Source organism: Chitinophagaceae bacterium (genome assembly GCA_016717285.1).
Taxonomy (GTDB): Bacteria; Bacteroidota; Bacteroidia; order Chitinophagales; family UBA10324; genus JACCZZ01.
In genome coordinates, this window is record JADKFU010000005.1 from 1,149,624 (window position 1) to 1,165,348 (window position 15,725).

Annotated in this window: 16 protein-coding genes and 1 tRNA gene; 8 read left to right on the forward strand and 9 right to left on the reverse strand. The window is 40.5% G+C overall.

Translation table 11 applies throughout. The features are described 5' to 3' along the window. Positions 1-135: 135 nt before the first annotated feature. On the reverse strand, positions 136-513 hold the full coding sequence (locus IPO83_14625; protein ID MBK9732486.1) for a hypothetical protein: 378 nt from the start codon (positions 511-513) through the stop codon (positions 136-138). Between the two features lie 328 nt (positions 514-841). On the opposite strand from IPO83_14625, the gene IPO83_14630 reads away from it, so the two are divergent. Continuing rightward, a complete protein-coding gene (locus IPO83_14630) occupies positions 842-1,525 on the forward strand; it encodes an SOS response-associated peptidase (protein ID MBK9732487.1) in 684 nt (227 codons plus the stop codon). 25 nt (positions 1,526-1,550) lie between these two features. On the opposite strand, the gene IPO83_14635 is transcribed toward IPO83_14630, so the two are convergent. From IPO83_14635 to IPO83_14645, 3 genes are all read right to left on the reverse strand, one after another. Beyond that, positions 1,551-1,937 carry a hypothetical protein gene (locus IPO83_14635; GenBank protein MBK9732488.1) on the reverse strand — a complete coding sequence of 129 codons (387 nt, stop codon included), beginning with the start codon at positions 1,935-1,937 and terminating at the stop codon, positions 1,551-1,553. A 223-nt stretch (positions 1,938-2,160) separates the two neighbouring features. Further along, entirely contained in the window at positions 2,161-2,298 is a 138-nt protein-coding gene (locus IPO83_14640; GenBank protein MBK9732489.1) for a hypothetical protein, read from the reverse strand. Positions 2,299-2,908: 610 nt separating this feature from the next. Next, on the reverse strand, positions 2,909-4,006 hold the full coding sequence (locus IPO83_14645; GenBank protein ID MBK9732490.1) for a hypothetical protein: 1,098 nt from the start codon (positions 4,004-4,006) through the stop codon (positions 2,909-2,911). A 199-nt stretch (positions 4,007-4,205) separates the two neighbouring features. Between IPO83_14645 and IPO83_14650 the strand changes: the two genes are divergently transcribed. Continuing rightward, on the forward strand, positions 4,206-4,781 hold the full coding sequence (locus IPO83_14650; GenBank protein MBK9732491.1) for a DUF2202 domain-containing protein: 576 nt from the start codon (positions 4,206-4,208) through the stop codon (positions 4,779-4,781). Between the two features lie 67 nt (positions 4,782-4,848). On the opposite strand, the gene IPO83_14655 is transcribed toward IPO83_14650, so the two are convergent. The 3 genes from IPO83_14655 to IPO83_14665 form a co-directional block, all read right to left on the reverse strand. Beyond that, a complete protein-coding gene (locus IPO83_14655; GenBank protein ID MBK9732492.1) occupies positions 4,849-5,169 on the reverse strand; it encodes an SCP2 sterol-binding domain-containing protein in 321 nt (106 codons plus the stop codon). 31 nt (positions 5,170-5,200) lie between these two features. Beyond that, the gene (locus IPO83_14660) at positions 5,201-6,034 is read right to left on the reverse strand and encodes a class I SAM-dependent methyltransferase (GenBank protein ID MBK9732493.1); all 834 of its coding nucleotides are present in this window, start codon (positions 6,032-6,034) and stop codon (positions 5,201-5,203) included. 69 nt (positions 6,035-6,103) lie between these two features. Further along, positions 6,104-7,177 carry an adenylate/guanylate cyclase domain-containing protein gene (locus IPO83_14665; GenBank protein ID MBK9732494.1) on the reverse strand — a complete coding sequence of 358 codons (1,074 nt, stop codon included), beginning with the start codon at positions 7,175-7,177 and terminating at the stop codon, positions 6,104-6,106. Between the two features lie 115 nt (positions 7,178-7,292). Between IPO83_14665 and IPO83_14670 the strand changes: the two genes are divergently transcribed. From IPO83_14670 to IPO83_14685, 4 genes are read left to right on the forward strand one after another with little or no spacing between them, the layout of a single operon-like run. Then, on the forward strand, positions 7,293-8,888 hold the full coding sequence (locus IPO83_14670) for a gliding motility-associated C-terminal domain-containing protein (protein ID MBK9732495.1): 1,596 nt from the start codon (positions 7,293-7,295) through the stop codon (positions 8,886-8,888). Further along, on the forward strand, positions 8,885-9,022 hold the full coding sequence (locus IPO83_14675; protein ID MBK9732496.1) for a hypothetical protein: 138 nt from the start codon (positions 8,885-8,887) through the stop codon (positions 9,020-9,022). Before IPO83_14670 ends, IPO83_14675 begins: the two co-directional genes overlap by 4 nt. Further along, positions 9,007-10,341: an oligosaccharide flippase family protein gene (locus IPO83_14680; GenBank protein MBK9732497.1), complete on the forward strand. Its 1,335-nt coding sequence runs from the start codon at positions 9,007-9,009 to the stop codon at positions 10,339-10,341. Before IPO83_14675 ends, IPO83_14680 begins: the two co-directional genes overlap by 16 nt. Continuing rightward, on the forward strand, positions 10,338-11,249 hold the full coding sequence (locus IPO83_14685; GenBank protein MBK9732498.1) for a sulfotransferase: 912 nt from the start codon (positions 10,338-10,340) through the stop codon (positions 11,247-11,249). The genes IPO83_14680 and IPO83_14685 overlap by 4 nt, the downstream gene beginning before the upstream one ends. Here IPO83_14685 and IPO83_14690 read toward each other — a convergent pair. Then, positions 11,234-12,406: a glycosyltransferase family 4 protein gene (locus IPO83_14690; GenBank protein MBK9732499.1), complete on the reverse strand. Its 1,173-nt coding sequence runs from the start codon at positions 12,404-12,406 to the stop codon at positions 11,234-11,236. The genes IPO83_14685 and IPO83_14690 overlap by 16 nt on opposite strands. A 5-nt stretch (positions 12,407-12,411) precedes the next feature. Beyond that, positions 12,412-14,547, reverse strand: coding sequence for a cadmium-translocating P-type ATPase (gene cadA, locus IPO83_14695; GenBank protein MBK9732500.1), 2,136 nt, complete (start codon positions 14,545-14,547; stop codon positions 12,412-12,414). Between the two features lie 151 nt (positions 14,548-14,698). On the opposite strand from cadA, the gene IPO83_14700 reads away from it, so the two are divergent. Together IPO83_14700 and IPO83_14705 are read left to right on the forward strand one after the other, a co-directional pair. Beyond that, the gene (locus IPO83_14700; GenBank protein ID MBK9732501.1) at positions 14,699-15,466 is read left to right on the forward strand and encodes a superoxide dismutase; all 768 of its coding nucleotides are present in this window, start codon (positions 14,699-14,701) and stop codon (positions 15,464-15,466) included. A 173-nt stretch (positions 15,467-15,639) separates the two neighbouring features. Beyond that, positions 15,640-15,713, forward strand: a tRNA-His gene (locus IPO83_14705). Positions 15,714-15,725 lie beyond the last annotated feature (12 nt).

Here is a 15,725-nt window from a genome sequence, read left to right on the forward strand (position 1 = left end):
GCTGCTGCAATCGATCAGATTCATTGGATCTTAAACGACGTTTTCAATCAATTTATCCCCAGACTCGCGCTCGTTTGCAGACAAGCAATTGAGGGAGGCGAACGAGTGCACTTCTCAACATAACCTGCAGCACAATTATTGAATCAGATCCACATCAAGATACCCTTTTCCACCAGCATAATCAATTGCCGAACTATAACAATAATCATGAGGCTCCCACACAAAGCCGGCTTCAACAGGGTTATAGTGCAGGTAATGAAGGCGCTCAGCTCTCATCTCATTGATTACTAATTCAACAGGATGGTTACCATCTTGCCATACTTTGTAGCGAGTGATACGAGTCAGTGGCATACCCTCTTCAATGAACTGCTTCAACATCCATTCTCTTCGGCTTTCATTGATCTCCTTCATGCATTTTACAATTTCTTCAGCCGTAAACTTTTTTAAGTCGCGAAATATTTCATGCAATTTGTAGATTCCTTCGGTGTTTAGAAATTTATATTGTTCTGACATGATATTATATATTGAAAAAATGAAGATAAGATTATAATAGAGAAGTAGGACATACGCACTCGTTCGCCTCCCTCAATGCTTGCCTGCAAACGAGCGCGAGTGAGGGTATGCAATGGGAAAATGAAAAATTTGAAAATTTGGAAAAGCAAGGATGAGTTGGACAGTGACTTCGTTGAGAGTAATTTGGCAATTAGGAATTAAGCAGATCGATAGTTAATTCAAAAATTGCCATTATTTATGATATTGCATTCATGATCTTGAATTCAGCCGTTGAGTCTGTAATCACAAAAAAATTTCAAGCCTCATTCCAAATAAAATTAATAATGCGATGTGCTATAACTATGAAGATCTGGAACACCGTGCCCGCAAACGTTGGCAGCACGATCATCCCGGGGAAGGTTCAAAATTCAGCATCACCCATTCTTCCGGGCCATTGATTATATCCACTAAGGATGATGAAAGTTTATTTCCCGGCAGGAAAGGAAATATTATTCTGCTTGGAGAAAGTGAAGTCAGGCCAGGTCGCTTCGGTTTGGTTTCAAGCTGGAATAAAAAGTTAAGCGATGCAAAGAGCACCTTCAATGCACGCAATGATTCCATCACCATAAAACCAACCTGGAAAGGACTCTGGAAAAATAAACAACGATGCCTTGTACAGACTTCCGGTTTTTATGAGACCGATAAGAAAACAAAACAGAAATATTTTTTCACGGTGAAGGGTACTGATGCATTTTACTACGGTGGCTTATATAATTGGTGGACGAACCCGGAGAATGCTGATAAGCTGCTGACGTATGCAATCATTACCACTGAACCCAACGCATTGGTGATGGATTACCACAATCGAATGCCGTGGATCATAGATCAGGATATTCAGGACAACTGGATGAATCCTCAATTTAATCCGGAAGAATTACTTAAAATGATGAATCCATATCCGCATTTCTTAATGGATATCATTCCTGTTAAGATTGAAGATCAGAAATCCGGACAGGCAGATTTGGGATTCTGACTGATATCTTTCAACATCATAAAATTCATACCGCCCATTTGCCTTTTAAATGATAACCGATGAAAATGGTAAGTATTCCGATGACGAGGTAAAACAATTGCAGCCAATGCTCCGCACCGATCAGCAGCAGCTGAAAGGTGATCCATCCGGAAAGGGTGATGCCGGCTGCCATAGCCCAAGTGTACTGGTTGGTTGCATGTTTCATGTTTTGCACGATTGCCACAAGGTGCATTCCGCCTACAACAACAGAAAGTATCAGCCCCGGAATAAAGAAGTTATTGAATGGAGTTCCATTTAGCAATTCTGTCGACAAATTCAGAGTTGATCCGTCGGGATGAAGGAGGAGGAGCACTCCTGAAAAAGTAGACGACATGGCTACAAAGCCCAGGAGCAGGTGTAAGAAGGTTTTCATTTTTTTTAAGTATTTGTTTTAGATAAACCTGTTTGATCTGCGCATGCATTTATTTCAATGGATCTTTTATGCTTTTGAAAAACCATAACAACAATTATCATGCACTTGTAAGCATAAAAATTACCTGTGAGTGCCGGAAGCGGAAGAAGTTTCTGAATCTGATTATAATTTTGGAACGCTTCCATTCTGATTTTTTTACCTCATGCTTTATTTGAAATGAATTTCACCTCGTTTCCTGGTATTCAAAAATCAGGATCACTTCTTCCTTTACACCAATTTCATTGTTATGCAAGTCGAGTGTTTCCTGTATGCTGTAGTAAAGCACGCTATTTTGCTTTCTTTCAAAAATGACGATCGTCAAAATGAATAATGATGGTGGTCATAAAAAATCATTTCAACGTACGTTTAAAAGAGGCTGCTTCTTTTCATCTCTGACAGTGAAGGCTAATGACAAACTTCATACGATCATATGATGAATGTTGTTGTTTTGAAAATGTGGTGAAAATAATTTTGAAGCGGATTTGAAATTGGTGCTGTGAGGAAGAGGATAAAAATATAAAGTGGTGATGTGATAGAGGAAAAAAACAGCATGATTTTTAGATACAGAAAAAAGAAATCAACGATTAAGCCGGCAGCTAAAGATATGGCTGCAAGTAGTCAGTATCTTTTTGGCTTGTGCCCCGCCTTCAGGGTGGCGGGGCTTTTTTTATTCAACACGGGTTTTTAAAAATGAAAATCCCATCTTGATATTTTTGATTGGAAAGAATATGGGTTTTACTGGTACTTACGAACAACCATAGTGTTTAGGAATTCAAAACAAGGTAAGGGCGACCTTGGTAACAAAGGAAGTTAGCGTTTTGAGAGATGATGTAAGGAAATTTAATCAGCTGACAATCATAATTTCAGAATCATCATCGTACAATTAAATGGTCCGTTATGGACCTGCCTTCAACTTATACTGTTAATTGGTATTAATAAAATTTTACGAGTGCAATATGCCGGTACTCTTTCAATGAGTCCTTTTCCGCGAATTCAATTTCACCACCATTTGCAAGCACCATTTCAATTATTCCATCCACTGCATCTTTAATGTTGCCTGCATTCACTGACAGATCTGCGGCATTGCCGATTACGGTAGCACTACTACCCTGATAGGCAGCAAAGGTGTAATTCTTTTCTACTACTAATAATCTGCCGTTATGATTGCTGGCTTCCTCCCAAACATCCCTGATACCTTCTGCCAGCTTCTTTTTTCCCGATGCTTCCTGCAAAAGATTTAAAACAGCTTTCTGTTTTTCTTTTTGCCATGCAGTTATATAAGGAGCTACCACCTTTATAATATGTTCATGATTCGATTCTGCAAAATTACCATGCACGTAAGATTTTACGGCTGTAGAATTTTTTGTCAGGTGCTTAAAATGGCCTGCAATTCTTTCGGTTCCCAATACAAAAACAGGCAGTTTATATTCATGGAGTATTTTTTCCAGTGAAGTATCTACGGAACGTAAAAATTTTTCCATTACAATTTCTTTCCTTTCTGCTGTATCTGAAAAATTTGCCACTTTTTCCGCGATGTCATTTTTAAATGCATTGGCCGATTGCGGCATGTCTGAATCAAGTTTCTCAATGGAATGGTTATTGCCGAGGAATATGCTGCTTTCATTTATGCTAAGCACGAGCAGCAGGTATCGATACGACAGGGCCTTTGCATAGATAAGATCACGGACTTCAAAAGATTCATCTATCGTAATTTTTTCTTCAACCGGGATATCAAGATAGATGACTTTTTCTAATATAGGAGATACAAAAATGGCAATGCTTTTTTTGCTTTTGTCAAATTTTAAATTATTTATCATGCTTCTCAACTTTTGAATTACCGGCAGAGACCTATCAGGAGCATAATTTTCCAGGAGCTTTTTTTCTGCTTTGTCTGTGGCTGTTTTAAGTAAATGGCGTAATTCCTTTGTCAGGCCCATTTTAGTATCAAATGTTAAAATGATTGATACCGAAGGACGGTAGTGAACCGCGCTTGTTAATTCAAGTATTTCATCCTTGTTCACGGTATTCATAATGTGATTTTATTTTGTGAAACTACCTGTGTTACCTATTTCAATAACTGATAGTAGTCATAAAGGAATGTGATAAATCTCATCCTTTTTTATGATCCTGCTAGGGATTTCGCGTTCCTGATAAAAATCAGTTGCGGCTATGACGATTGGCAGGAAATATAGCAGTCCGTGAAATTAATTTTATACAAAATTTAAGACCATGAAAGCAATAATTCTGGCAATAGTTCTTGCAATTGCAAGTACCGCTACAATGGCTCAGCTCATTTCAGAAAATGAAAAAAGCACCATTCTTCAAATGAGAGAAGAGGAAAAAATGTCCAGAGATGTTTATTTGACGTTGAATGAGAAATGGAATCAGAAAGTATTTGCAAATACAGCGGAGAGTGAATCCTACCATATGACGCAGGTGGAGTTGTTGATAGAAAAATATAAATTGGAAGATCCTGTGGCTGTAAATGAGGATAACCGTGGTTTATTTTCAGATAATGATTTACAGGTAAAGTATGTTGATCTGGTGGCTGCCGGAAGTGTCAGTCTTCAGGCTTCGTTCAGAACCGCTGCCAAAGTGGAAGAGATGGATATTCTTGACCTGAGAATTGCTATCGCTAATTCAACAGACAAAGAAATTACAGGCACCTATAATTACCTGTTGCATGAATCTGAGAGTCACCTTGTGGCATTTGTCCGGAACCTCGACAGGTTGGGAATTCTTTATCAACCGGTAATCCTGAGCAAGGAAGATTTCAATGAAATCATGAATAGAAAGGGAATCTGAGAGGTAGCGTTCGGGAGCCTGTTTTTACAGATTTTCCGAATGGATTTATATTTATTGGAAACCCTTTTCAAACGGCACGTTCAAACATCTCAACGAATTTCAACAACGATGGAATGTTGCTGACTTTCAATTTCCCGAATAGTACAGCCATCTGTGCATTGGTGCGTCCCATTTCCACATCTTCATACACCGTATCCATCGCTTCAATTTCACATTTGGGATCACCACTGAGTCCCTTTTCAACACTACAAACGCCGTCTTTAACTTTCACCGTAAAATCGCCTCCATGTTCGCCCGAAATTTTGAAATGATAAAGGAGGTCGATTCCCTGGCCGGCACCAACTTTCATTCTTTGAGGTAGTGATTGAATAAGTGCTGCTGCTGTCATTTTGAATGGTATGTTTATGATCGAATGATGGTTATGGATGGCCAATGAGGTAATTCACTTTTAGTCCCCATCTGTTTTTGAGCTGGCCCACTTTCCAGGTATAATGATTGGGCGAAATTTGTTCTGTAAGGACTTTCAACTCTTCCACTGTATAAAATCGCAGTATAGAAATGCAACCGTCCCAAATGGTGCACAAAGGAATGAGCGGAAGGAGGTAGGTAAACAGCAATCTGCTCCACCGGAAAGGTTTGAAAAAAGGAGTGAGTACCAAAAATGCAATGGGTTGCAAAAGTATGACTCCGAAGAGCATTGTAAAAATACCTTTATTACCCGCGTCAAAAATTCCTATCGCTTCCTTTTTATTTACGGCGTCTGCGAGAATTTCTTTGGCTGATTCAGGTCTGAAATGATGAAAGGAAGAAAACAACAAACGCATTCCCGTTACTGTCGCAGGAACATTTAATGCATCCACCGGTTGTTCCATGAAATCAATTTTCCCATTTGTTTCAAGTTTTAACTTTTGGTAGGTTTCTATATTCGGATACAAATCACTGAGTGTTATTTGAGGATGGCAATCAATCGCATTTAAATATTTCATCAGCTTTAAAACACCACCGCCACCACCTGCACATAGCTCGAGCAATTCATTTTTCTGTGTTGCCATCAATGTTTCTTTTAACAACGGCGCTACGGGTTCATAGAAATTCAACCAGGAGATATTGTGTCTCAAAAAATCCATCATGCCTTCGCGAATTACCTGCGGAAACCAGGGGAGATCTTCAAATTCGAAGAGATGTGGTCTTGAAATGTTTGAAGGGTTTGAAATGTTTGAGGAGTTTAGATTGTTTGTTGAAGGTGAACTCATGTATATTGCCATTAGTCATTGGACATTATGCTCACAGTTAGATAATTCCTAATTCCTAATTCTCAATTCTTAATTCTTTTCGACGCTAAATATACTCACCAATTCCTTTTTGCCTTTCAGTTCGAGCGAGCCTATCAATTGAAATTGAAGATCGTTGGCGGGAGGTAATTGATTTTTTAATTGTTCGGAGATCAGCAAATTTTTGCCATACTGGTTGCAGAGATTCTGAATGCGTGAAGCTGTATTAACTACATCACCGTGATAAGTGATCTCTTTTTTTATTTCACCTACTTCAGCCACCATCACCAGTCCTGCATTCAACCCTCCTTTGAATTCGGGGACCATGCCGTATTTGATTTTGTAGTGTTCAGATCGTGACTGAAGCTGTTCGTTGTAAGCAAGTGTTATGCGAAGGCAGTTATTATTAAGCAATCCGTTTTTCAGCTTCCAGGTAATTACTGCTTCATCGCCAACATACAAACAAATTTCGGCTTGAAATTTTTCCACTTGTTTGGCAAGATCATAGAAACAATCCTGTATCAGTTCGCTGAAAAGCACATGGCCGATTTTTTCGGCATAGGTGGTGGAAGAACGGAGATCGAGAAAAAGAAAGATGCGGTTTTCCTGTTGTGGTTTAAAATATTTGCCCAGTAACATTGGCAACAATATTCCCGGACCGAATTTCTGATTCACCTGCAGTATAAAGCTTATCAGGAAGGAAATCACCAATGCATAAACAAGAATTGCAATCAGCAATCCCTGGTGATAAAACACTTTCAGCTTTACCAATTCCTGCTGTATGCTGAGTTGATCTGACAGTCCGGTAATGAAATGAATAAGTGAAACCACAATAATTATGGTGCTGATATAAATCAATCCTTTTATAACCACTAAAAAGCCAAAGGATCGTTTACGTAATTTACTTTTTGACAGGAAAATATCAAGAATACCCAACAGCAGCCCGATTGTAAATCCAGCCATGGTACTCTGGATGAATATTACCTGGTAACGGATGGGTTCAATTAACTTGATGCGTTCATAATCTGCAAGTCCGGCAACGCGAATTACCATAAACAACCAGGCAGAGAATGTCCAGCCCGTAATTTGAAAGAAAATGTTATTCCGGATATTTCTGGAGGACATCTGGAAGAAATTTCACGTTAGTCAAATGTAAATATTTATAGGTTAAATAGCTGATGGATGGGGTTGATTTTTATCTGGTAAGCGAAATACTTTCCTTTCTGTAACTTCGCCGGTAATGAGAGGAATTTTTAGCCATTCGATCAGCAATCTTTTTTTCGTTACAGGATTTTGTTTTGCGCTTGATGCAGCAGCTCAATGTCCTATCGGACTGGAATTATCTACACAAAGCATTATCACCAATGGTGATTTCAGTGCGGGAAATACCGGTTTCATTTCTGATCACAACTATTGTTCAACGCCAGGTTGTCTTTTTGCAGAAGGTAAATACACGGTTGACGTTGATGCATCTGTTTACCAGTCTTCCTTTTCAGGAACTGATCACACGACAGGAACCGGAAATTTTTTGATTGTGAATGGTGCCACCACTGCTAATTCATCTCCATGGTGTCAGACTTTTCCGGTTGATCCGAATTCTTTTTATGAAATCAGTTATTGGCTTACTTCTTTGGTTACGGAAAGTCCCGCCGCCATCCAGGTTACTATGAATACCTTCCCGTTTTTTGGCGCCTTAAACGCTCCATTTCAGTCTGATACATGGATAAATTTTGCACAGACATGGACCTCCGGATTAAATACATCCATCACCATGTGTCTTGTAAATACACAGAATGGTGCATTGGGCAATGATTTTGGAATTGATGACATTACAGTGAAAAAATGCGAATGTGCGATGGTGATTGATGCAGGTGCGGGAGGCGCTGTTTGTTATGGTGATTCGGTACAGCTCGATGGCGATGGTGCAACAAGTTATTACTGGACGCCAACCAGCAGTGTGAGTTGTTTCACCTGCGAAGCTACGGTAGCAACACCTGAATCAACAACAACTTATACGGTTACGGCGGCCGGGCCAGGTGGTTGTACAGCAACAGATACAGTTACTGTTGTGATTCATCCTCCCTTCGATTTGCATGCAAGTCCGGATACTGCACTATGTTTTGGTGAATCAGTTCAGTTATTTTCAGATGGAGCCATTATGTATCAATGGTCACCCGCTACTGCATTATCCGATCCGGCAATTTCAAATCCTGTCAGCACGCCTGGTGCATCCATAAATTATTACCTGTTTGCGAAAGATCAGTTCGGATGCAATCAGTATGATTCGGTTCATGTCATCGTTTGGCCTTCCTCAGGACCAGTTGTAGCGAGCAATGATACAATGGTTTGCCTGGGCGAAGCAGTTTTACTGAGCGTGAATCATTTTACCGGCATCACATGGACACCAACAGATTTTCTGAGTTGTGTTGAATGCAGTCAGCCCTTGTGTTTTCCGGATACGGACATCGTTTATATAGTGAGCGTTACTGATTCAAACAATTGTTTTTTAGGTGCTGATACGATAGTAATTGCAGTCGATGACTCCTGTAACATTGTAATTCCGCCTGTGATGACATTACCTACAGCTTTCTCTCCCAATAATGATGGTAAAAATGATTTGCTCCATGTGCTTGGAAGCGGAATAGTCTCTATTGACTTCAGCATTTACAATCGCTGGGGGCAACTGTTATTCACCACCACTAATGTGGATTTTGGGTGGGATGGAACGTTCAATGGCAACAAGCAAGAGGTGGGTGTTTATGTGTGGCATCTGAAAGGTCAACTAACAGACGGAACAGTGATTAACAAGAGCGGGAATGTGACACTGATCCGATGAAAAGTGAAACAGAAGTGAAAGCCGGAAAGTATTTCCGTGACCTTAATATGGATGGCCTCCACCTGAATTTAATATTGCCTATTTTACCTTCATCAAAAAAATCCTTCACCACTGCTGAATGGATTCCATCCTGAAATCACTTTCCACAAAAAGTCTCCGCGAATGGCTCAGCAGCCGGCATGTACGGGAATTGCTGGTGGTTTTCAGCATACAAGCGTGTTCACTAATTGCTTCATTGCTCATCAGTCTCACGATCACTAACTTATTGGGAGCGGCAGCTTATGGCATATTCAGTTATGGATTTTCGTGGGTGAATTTGCTGGCAGTATTCAGTTGTATGGGATTTGAACAGTTGGCAGTTAAGGAATTACCGGCTTATCGTGTGCAGGGAAGAAGTGAACTGATGCGCGGTTATTTTTTATATGCAACAAGGCGTATTCTATTGATTTCATTTGTTGTTTCTGTCGTGTTATTTGCTGTGTCTTATTTTTTTAAGCAACCTGCTGATGACTTATTGAGGCAAGGATTGTGGCTCGCAATTCCTGCGCTGCCGGTAATTGCGATGATTAACCTGCGATTTTCATGGCTCAGAAGTTTCCAATTCAATTCTCTTAGCCAGTTTCCTGATAAGTTATTGCGCCCATTCTTGCTGCTGTTGCTGATTGGAGTTTGTTATTTTTTTTTCAGGGAAGAATTGAGTGTATCGATGGTAATTGTGTTGAGTGTGGTAAGCATTATCATTGCGTTTGTTACAGGAAATTATTTTGTGCAACGCAAAGTGCTGCTTACCGTTTCAGGTGTTGCGCCATTATTTGAAAAGGTGAGATGGAGCAAACTTGCACTTTCACTTTTTATGGTGAATGGTATTTATTTTTATCTCACGCAGGTGCAACTGCTTATTTTGGGTTCTTTCAGGGATGCGGCAGAAACAGGAGTGTTTGCCATCGCCACGCGGCTCTCAGATCTCGAAGGGTATATGTTGTTTGCACTCAACGTAGTGCTGGCTCCATTGATTTCCAAATTATATGCGGAAAAAAAAATTGCAGAACTGCAATTGGTAATTACCAGAAGTTTATGGTTCGGACTTCTGTTTTCACTCCCGCTGATTATTTGTTTCCTGTTCTTTCCTGGATTTTTTCTAAGGTTATTTGGTGCAGAATTCGGCGGTGGCAGTTTTGTTTTGGTGTTGCTAACCTTATCGCAGGTTGTAAACTTTGCAACGGGATCAGTCGGCTACATGCTTACCATGACGGGGCATCAGAAGATAGCTGTTCAGTTATTGGTGATTTGTGCGGTGCTTACTACGGGCCTTAGCTTTTTACTGATTCCAACTTTTGGAAAAGAAGGAGCAGCCATTGCAGCGGCAGTGAACAATGTAGTGCTGAATGTAGCCATGTCCATTGCTGTGTTTCGTAAGACAGGAATTAATTCCACCCTGCTTCGCATCAGATGAATAGTATTATAAAACCCGGATTCTTTGTCGTAGGTGCACCTAAAAGCGGTACCACCTCACTGTATGAATATCTGAAACAGCATCCGCAGGTATATCTTCCCAGGATTAAAGAGCTGAATTTTTTTTGTACCGATCTTCATTTCAGGTTTCCATTGCTTGATGAACAAAAGTTTCTGGCTTATTACAAAGATTATAAAAATGAAATTGCCATTGGTGAAGTTTCTGTCTGGAATTTATACTCCACCATTGCTGCGCATCAAATTCAAGTATTCAATCCTGAAGCAAAAATTATTATTCTTTTGCGCAATCCTGTCGACATGATGTATGCGCTTCACAGCAACCATGTTTTCAATGACAATGAAAACATCACTGATTTTGAAGAAGCATTAAATGCACAGGCTGAACGCAAAAAAGGGTTGCGGATTTCTCCTGCTATTAAATGCCCGGTTGAAGGACTGTATTATTTTGATGTTGCATCATACGCTCTGCAGGTAAAGAAATACCTCGAATTATTTGGAGCTGAAAATGTGAAAGTGATTTTGTTTGATGACTTTATTGCTGATACAGAAATAATTTACCTCGATATTTTAAGGTTCATTGGAGTGGATGAAATGTTACCTGCTGCATTTAAAGTATACAACGCCAGCAAAACCATACGCAGCGGATTTATCCGGCAATTGACAGTCCACACTCCTTCAATAATTAAGAAAGCGGGAAAATGGATTTTCCCGCATCAATCTGCCCGTCGTGACTGGCTGATGTATTGGCTGTGGAAAGTAAATACTAAAGAAAGAAAGCGATCTGCGTTAAATCCGGTGTTACGAAAGAAAATATCAGTAATGATGAAGGCCGAGATTGACACATTGGAAAAAATATTGGGGCGCAACCTCGATCAATGGCGCGTTTGAGGAGCAAGTTGATCATAGATATCCATAAATTTCTTTCCGACTATTTGCGCTGAAAAATGATCCGTTGCGTATTGCTTTAATTTTTCAGGCCGGAATTCGTTATACTTTTCATACATGCTTATCAGGGCTGCTGACAATTGATCCGGTGCGTCAACATCAATCAACACGCCGGTTTGTTCATCGATAAATTCTTCCGGTCCTCCACAACGGGTAGTGATTACTGGTTTTCCGCAGGCCAGCGCTTCAGCCGCAGCCATTGAAAATGTTTCTGAAATACTGTTCACTACCAGGAAGGCGCAATCCGCAAGCAATGCGTATACTTCATCATTGGATAAATAATCATGAAAGAAAATTTTTGTTTTAAGCAGTCCGGTTTCTTTCGCAAGCTCATATAGTTTTTGATCTGATACCGGCCGCACAATATTGAGTCGTGCATCGGGCAACTGCATATGTATAGCGGCAAAAGTCTGAATGAGGCCTGCAATATTTTTACGCTGATCAGTAAGTCCGCCTATTGCAATGATATTTACTACAGTTATTTCCTGTTTTTTTTCAGAAGGTATTTCATTTACAAAAACAACATTAGGAACAATGCGGTAATTACCATGAAGACCAAATGCGTTCATGGCTTCCTGCAGCGTTTTTGAAACGGCTGTTATTATTCTTGCCTGCCGTGCTGCATATTGCGCAAACCATTTCATAGGTGGCAAAAGCACAGGCAGATCATGCACGAAATGGCTCGAATGTTCGGTAATCAGAAATGGAATCCTGTAACGGAATCTGAGATAAAATGCAAGTAATACCGGTCGTGTAAAAATGTGAACGTGATTCACGTCCGGAAGTCCGAATAGTTTTTTTGTCTGCCTCCAGCCGATATTAGTTGCTTTCAGATACCGGAAGAATTTTATAATACGGCCATTGATTTTTGTAGAAACATCATTGTTCCGGTACCATACACGTACTACCGTGAAACCATGTTCAGTGGAAACATCACAGGCATACGACTTGTCACTCATAGTTGGATCGGCACCTACATACAATACGGCGAGATCGGCAAACATGGAAACCGCGCGCGCATGATTCTCGATAAAATTTCCATCAAGCTTGTCCACACGGTTCGGATACCACCTGGTGATGAACAGTATTTTTTTACGCATCGGCGCTAAGATAATTTTTTTGCGCGGAGTCGGAGTGAGTTGCCAATCACCATCACATCGGAGAAAGCCATGGAAGCGGCACCCACCACTGGACGTAACAGCCCAAAAGCAGCAATCGGAATGGCGATGATGTTATAACAGAATGCCCAGAATAAGTTCTGCTTTATCGTAAGGAGTGTGTGTTTACTGATCCGGAATGCTTCCGGCAATAACCCAAGATCGTTGTGAAGCAAAATAATTTGCGCAGCATCAATGGCAATTTGTGTTGCATTGCTCAACGAGATGCCGATGGTGGCTGCTGTAAGAGCAGGAGCGTCATTTACGCCATCTCCCACCATTGCAACCGCAGATGTATGCATAAGCTGATGAATAATGTTCAGTTTTTCTTCAGGAGATTTCTCTGCATAGAAAACATCAATACCTAATTCCGCAGCGATGGAATTACAGGCTGCCTCGCGGTCGCCGCTTAACAGCACGGTTTTAATGCCGGATTTTTTAAAGTATTCGAGGGCCGTTTTCGCTTCACCGCGAATTTCATCACGTACCTCTGCCATTCCAACAAGTTGATCGTTCTTCAAAACATAAACATTGAAGGATGGATCGTTTGTATGATCTTTCGCAATCTGATAAGAACCTGCCTCATATTTATTACCTGCTTCATCAAATCCTGAAATCGAGACCCCTTTCTTTTCACTTACCTGATGGAGAGAAAAACTGATTTCATTTTTAAGCTCATCAACAAGAGAAGCAGCGATAGGATGTGATGAAAATTTTTCCACACTCACGAGAATGCTTTTCAGGTCTGTTTCTGAGATGCCCAAACTTTGCATCCGCTTGATTTTGAATTTGCCGGTTGTCAACGTTCCTGTTTTGTCAAACACAATTGCTTTCACGCTGATGAGTGTTTCCAGCGATTGTGCACCCTTAATCAGAATTCCTTTTTTAGCAGCGCGTCCGATGCCGACCATCACGGCAGTTGGCGTTGCCAGTCCCATGGCGCAAGGACAAGAAATTACCAGCACACCAATGCTGCTCATAAGGCTTTGCCTGAAAGAAAGATCAAAAAGAAAATAGCTGGAGATGAAAGTAACGACAGATATCATAAACACTACAGGAACAAAAATGGCAGTGATCTTGTCTGCGAGCCGTTGAATGTCGGGTTTGTTTCGCTGCGCATCATTTACCAATTCAATGATATGTGCAAGTACTGTTTGCTTACCGGTTGCCAGTGCTTTCATCTTCACGGTTCCTTCGTGCAATACTGTACCGGTGATCAGTGCATCGCCATTTTTCTTTTCTACCGGAATACTTTCTCCGGTAATCATTGATTCGTCTGCCCAGCCGTTTCCCCACACAATCTTTCCATCAGCGGGAATTCTGTCGCCTGTGTTCACTAAAAAATAATCTCCGGTTTTAATATCATGATGATCTACTTCAGAGATCACTTCAAATGCTTCATCGCCATAAAAATCAATTCGCTTTGCCTTCTGAGGCTGAAGCTTATTGAGTTCTGTTACGGCTGACCGTGTTCGCTTTACTGATCTTTTTTCAATCAGGTTACCAAGTAAAACCAGGGTTATGATGGAAGCCGCTGTTTCAAAAAACAGGTAATTAGCATCGTGATAAATGAACAGGCCGACAACGCTGTAAATAAATGCCGCACTACTTCCAACAAAAATAAGCACGTCCATATTCGGAACACCCTCTCTTAAAGATCCGAAGGCGCTTTTTCCAAAATGCTGCCAACCGATCAGCATTACAGGCAGGCAAAGCAGAAGTTGAACGACAGGGTTATGAAGAAATGGCAATGGCAATACCATGTGCAACAATAAAGGAATGGTGAAGACAAGTGACAGATAGAATTTTGCATCCAGCGTTTTCATCCAACTTATTATTCCGTTAGTTGATTCAACTGTTGACTTTGAATTAACATGATAACCCAATCCTTCAATGCCATTTGAAATCTCCACAGCATTAAAATTTCCATTGGGCTGAAACTTCACTGCGCCGGATGAAAAGTCAACATATACTTCCTTCATGCCGCGTTTCTCCAGAAATTTTGTCACTGTCATCGCACAGCTCGAGCACGTCATTCCTTCTACATTCAGCTCAACTTCCTTATTTTCTATATCAGTTTTCATAATTGTTTTTTACAACCTTTTATCTTCTTCGTCACTTTTCGATTTAATTATATGCTGTTAACAATTGCTTATAGAATTGGTGTCGTAAAATTACCCAATTTAGCCTTCCGGAATTAAATCATACAACCCATACAACCTTAAAATTCTAAACATGAAAACAGTAACAAAGAAATCCCGCAGAGAATTCATTAAGAACGGAACATTGGCAGCTGCCGGTGCTATCAGTCTTATTTCCCTTGATTGGAATACATCAACTGCCGCCACTTTATTCACTGATGAATCATTCCATCCAGTTGATGACAGCACATTCAAGCTGCCTCCTTTGCCCTATGCGTATGATGCACTGGAACCATATATTGATGCAAAAACAATGGAGATTCATTATACCAAACATCATCAGGGTTACATAGACAAATTGAATGCAGCGATAGAAAAGGCACCAGAATTGAAAGGCCGTTCCTTAGATGCATTGCTATCAAACATTGATAAATTACCGGAGGGTTCACGTGCTGCCATTCGCAACCAGGGCGGTGGTAACTGGAATCATACTTTTTTCTGGCAGGTGATCGGACCAAAATCTGATGTGCTGCCTACCGGGAAACTGAAGGATGCGATGGTGACAAAATGGGAAACCATGGATAAGTTTAAAGAAGAATTCAGTAAAGCAGGAATGGGTGTTTTTGGTTCAGGCTGGGTTTGGCTGGTGACGGATAGCAGTGGTAAATTATCCATTGTTACTACACCGAACCAGGACAATACGATAATGGATATTTCAAAAGACAAAGGCAAACCTGTTTTCGGCGTTGATGTTTGGGAACATGCTTATTATCTTAAACATCAGAATAAGCGCGTTGACTATCTCACCGACATCTGGAATGTGGTGAATTGGAAGAAAGTGATGGAGCTTTATGGGAATTGAGAATTAGGAATTAAGAGTTGAGAATTGTACATAATGACCAATGACCAATGGTTAATGACTAATGACCACTAAACAATCTAAACCCTAAACTTTTCAAACCCGTCAAACAATTCAAACATTTTAAATCCTTATCCCACCTTAACCGATTTCAATTATATTTGCACCCTTATACGGTGGTTGTAGCTCAGTCGGTTAGAGCATCAGTTTGTGGAGCTGAGGGTCGTGGGTTCGAGCCCCATCATCCACCCAAAATAGAAGA

What these genes read in the sequence shown, in the direction of transcription:
- IPO83_14625 (MBK9732486.1), bottom strand. Translation starts at nt 513, where the DNA reads ATGTCAGAACAATATAAATTTCTAAACACCGAAGGAATCTACAAATTG.
- IPO83_14630 (MBK9732487.1), top strand. Translation starts at nt 842, where the DNA reads ATGTGCTATAACTATGAAGATCTGGAACACCGTGCCCGCAAACGTTGG.
- IPO83_14635 (MBK9732488.1), bottom strand. Translation starts at nt 1,937, where the DNA reads ATGAAAACCTTCTTACACCTGCTCCTGGGCTTTGTAGCCATGTCGTCT.
- IPO83_14645 (MBK9732490.1), bottom strand. Translation starts at nt 4,006, where the DNA reads ATGAATACCGTGAACAAGGATGAAATACTTGAATTAACAAGCGCGGTT.
- IPO83_14650 (MBK9732491.1), top strand. Translation starts at nt 4,206, where the DNA reads ATGAAAGCAATAATTCTGGCAATAGTTCTTGCAATTGCAAGTACCGCT.
- IPO83_14655 (MBK9732492.1), bottom strand. Translation starts at nt 5,169, where the DNA reads ATGACAGCAGCAGCACTTATTCAATCACTACCTCAAAGAATGAAAGTT.
- IPO83_14660 (MBK9732493.1), bottom strand. Translation starts at nt 6,034, where the DNA reads ATGAGTTCACCTTCAACAAACAATCTAAACTCCTCAAACATTTCAAAC.
- IPO83_14665 (MBK9732494.1), bottom strand. Translation starts at nt 7,177, where the DNA reads ATGTCCTCCAGAAATATCCGGAATAACATTTTCTTTCAAATTACGGGC.
- IPO83_14670 (MBK9732495.1), top strand. Translation starts at nt 7,293, where the DNA reads ATGAGAGGAATTTTTAGCCATTCGATCAGCAATCTTTTTTTCGTTACA.
- IPO83_14675 (MBK9732496.1), top strand. Translation starts at nt 8,885, where the DNA reads ATGAAAAGTGAAACAGAAGTGAAAGCCGGAAAGTATTTCCGTGACCTT.
- IPO83_14680 (MBK9732497.1), top strand. Translation starts at nt 9,007, where the DNA reads ATGGATTCCATCCTGAAATCACTTTCCACAAAAAGTCTCCGCGAATGG.
- IPO83_14685 (MBK9732498.1), top strand. Translation starts at nt 10,338, where the DNA reads ATGAATAGTATTATAAAACCCGGATTCTTTGTCGTAGGTGCACCTAAA.
- IPO83_14690 (MBK9732499.1), bottom strand. Translation starts at nt 12,406, where the DNA reads ATGCGTAAAAAAATACTGTTCATCACCAGGTGGTATCCGAACCGTGTG.
- cadA (MBK9732500.1), bottom strand. Translation starts at nt 14,547, where the DNA reads ATGAAAACTGATATAGAAAATAAGGAAGTTGAGCTGAATGTAGAAGGA.
- IPO83_14700 (MBK9732501.1), top strand. Translation starts at nt 14,699, where the DNA reads ATGAAAACAGTAACAAAGAAATCCCGCAGAGAATTCATTAAGAACGGA.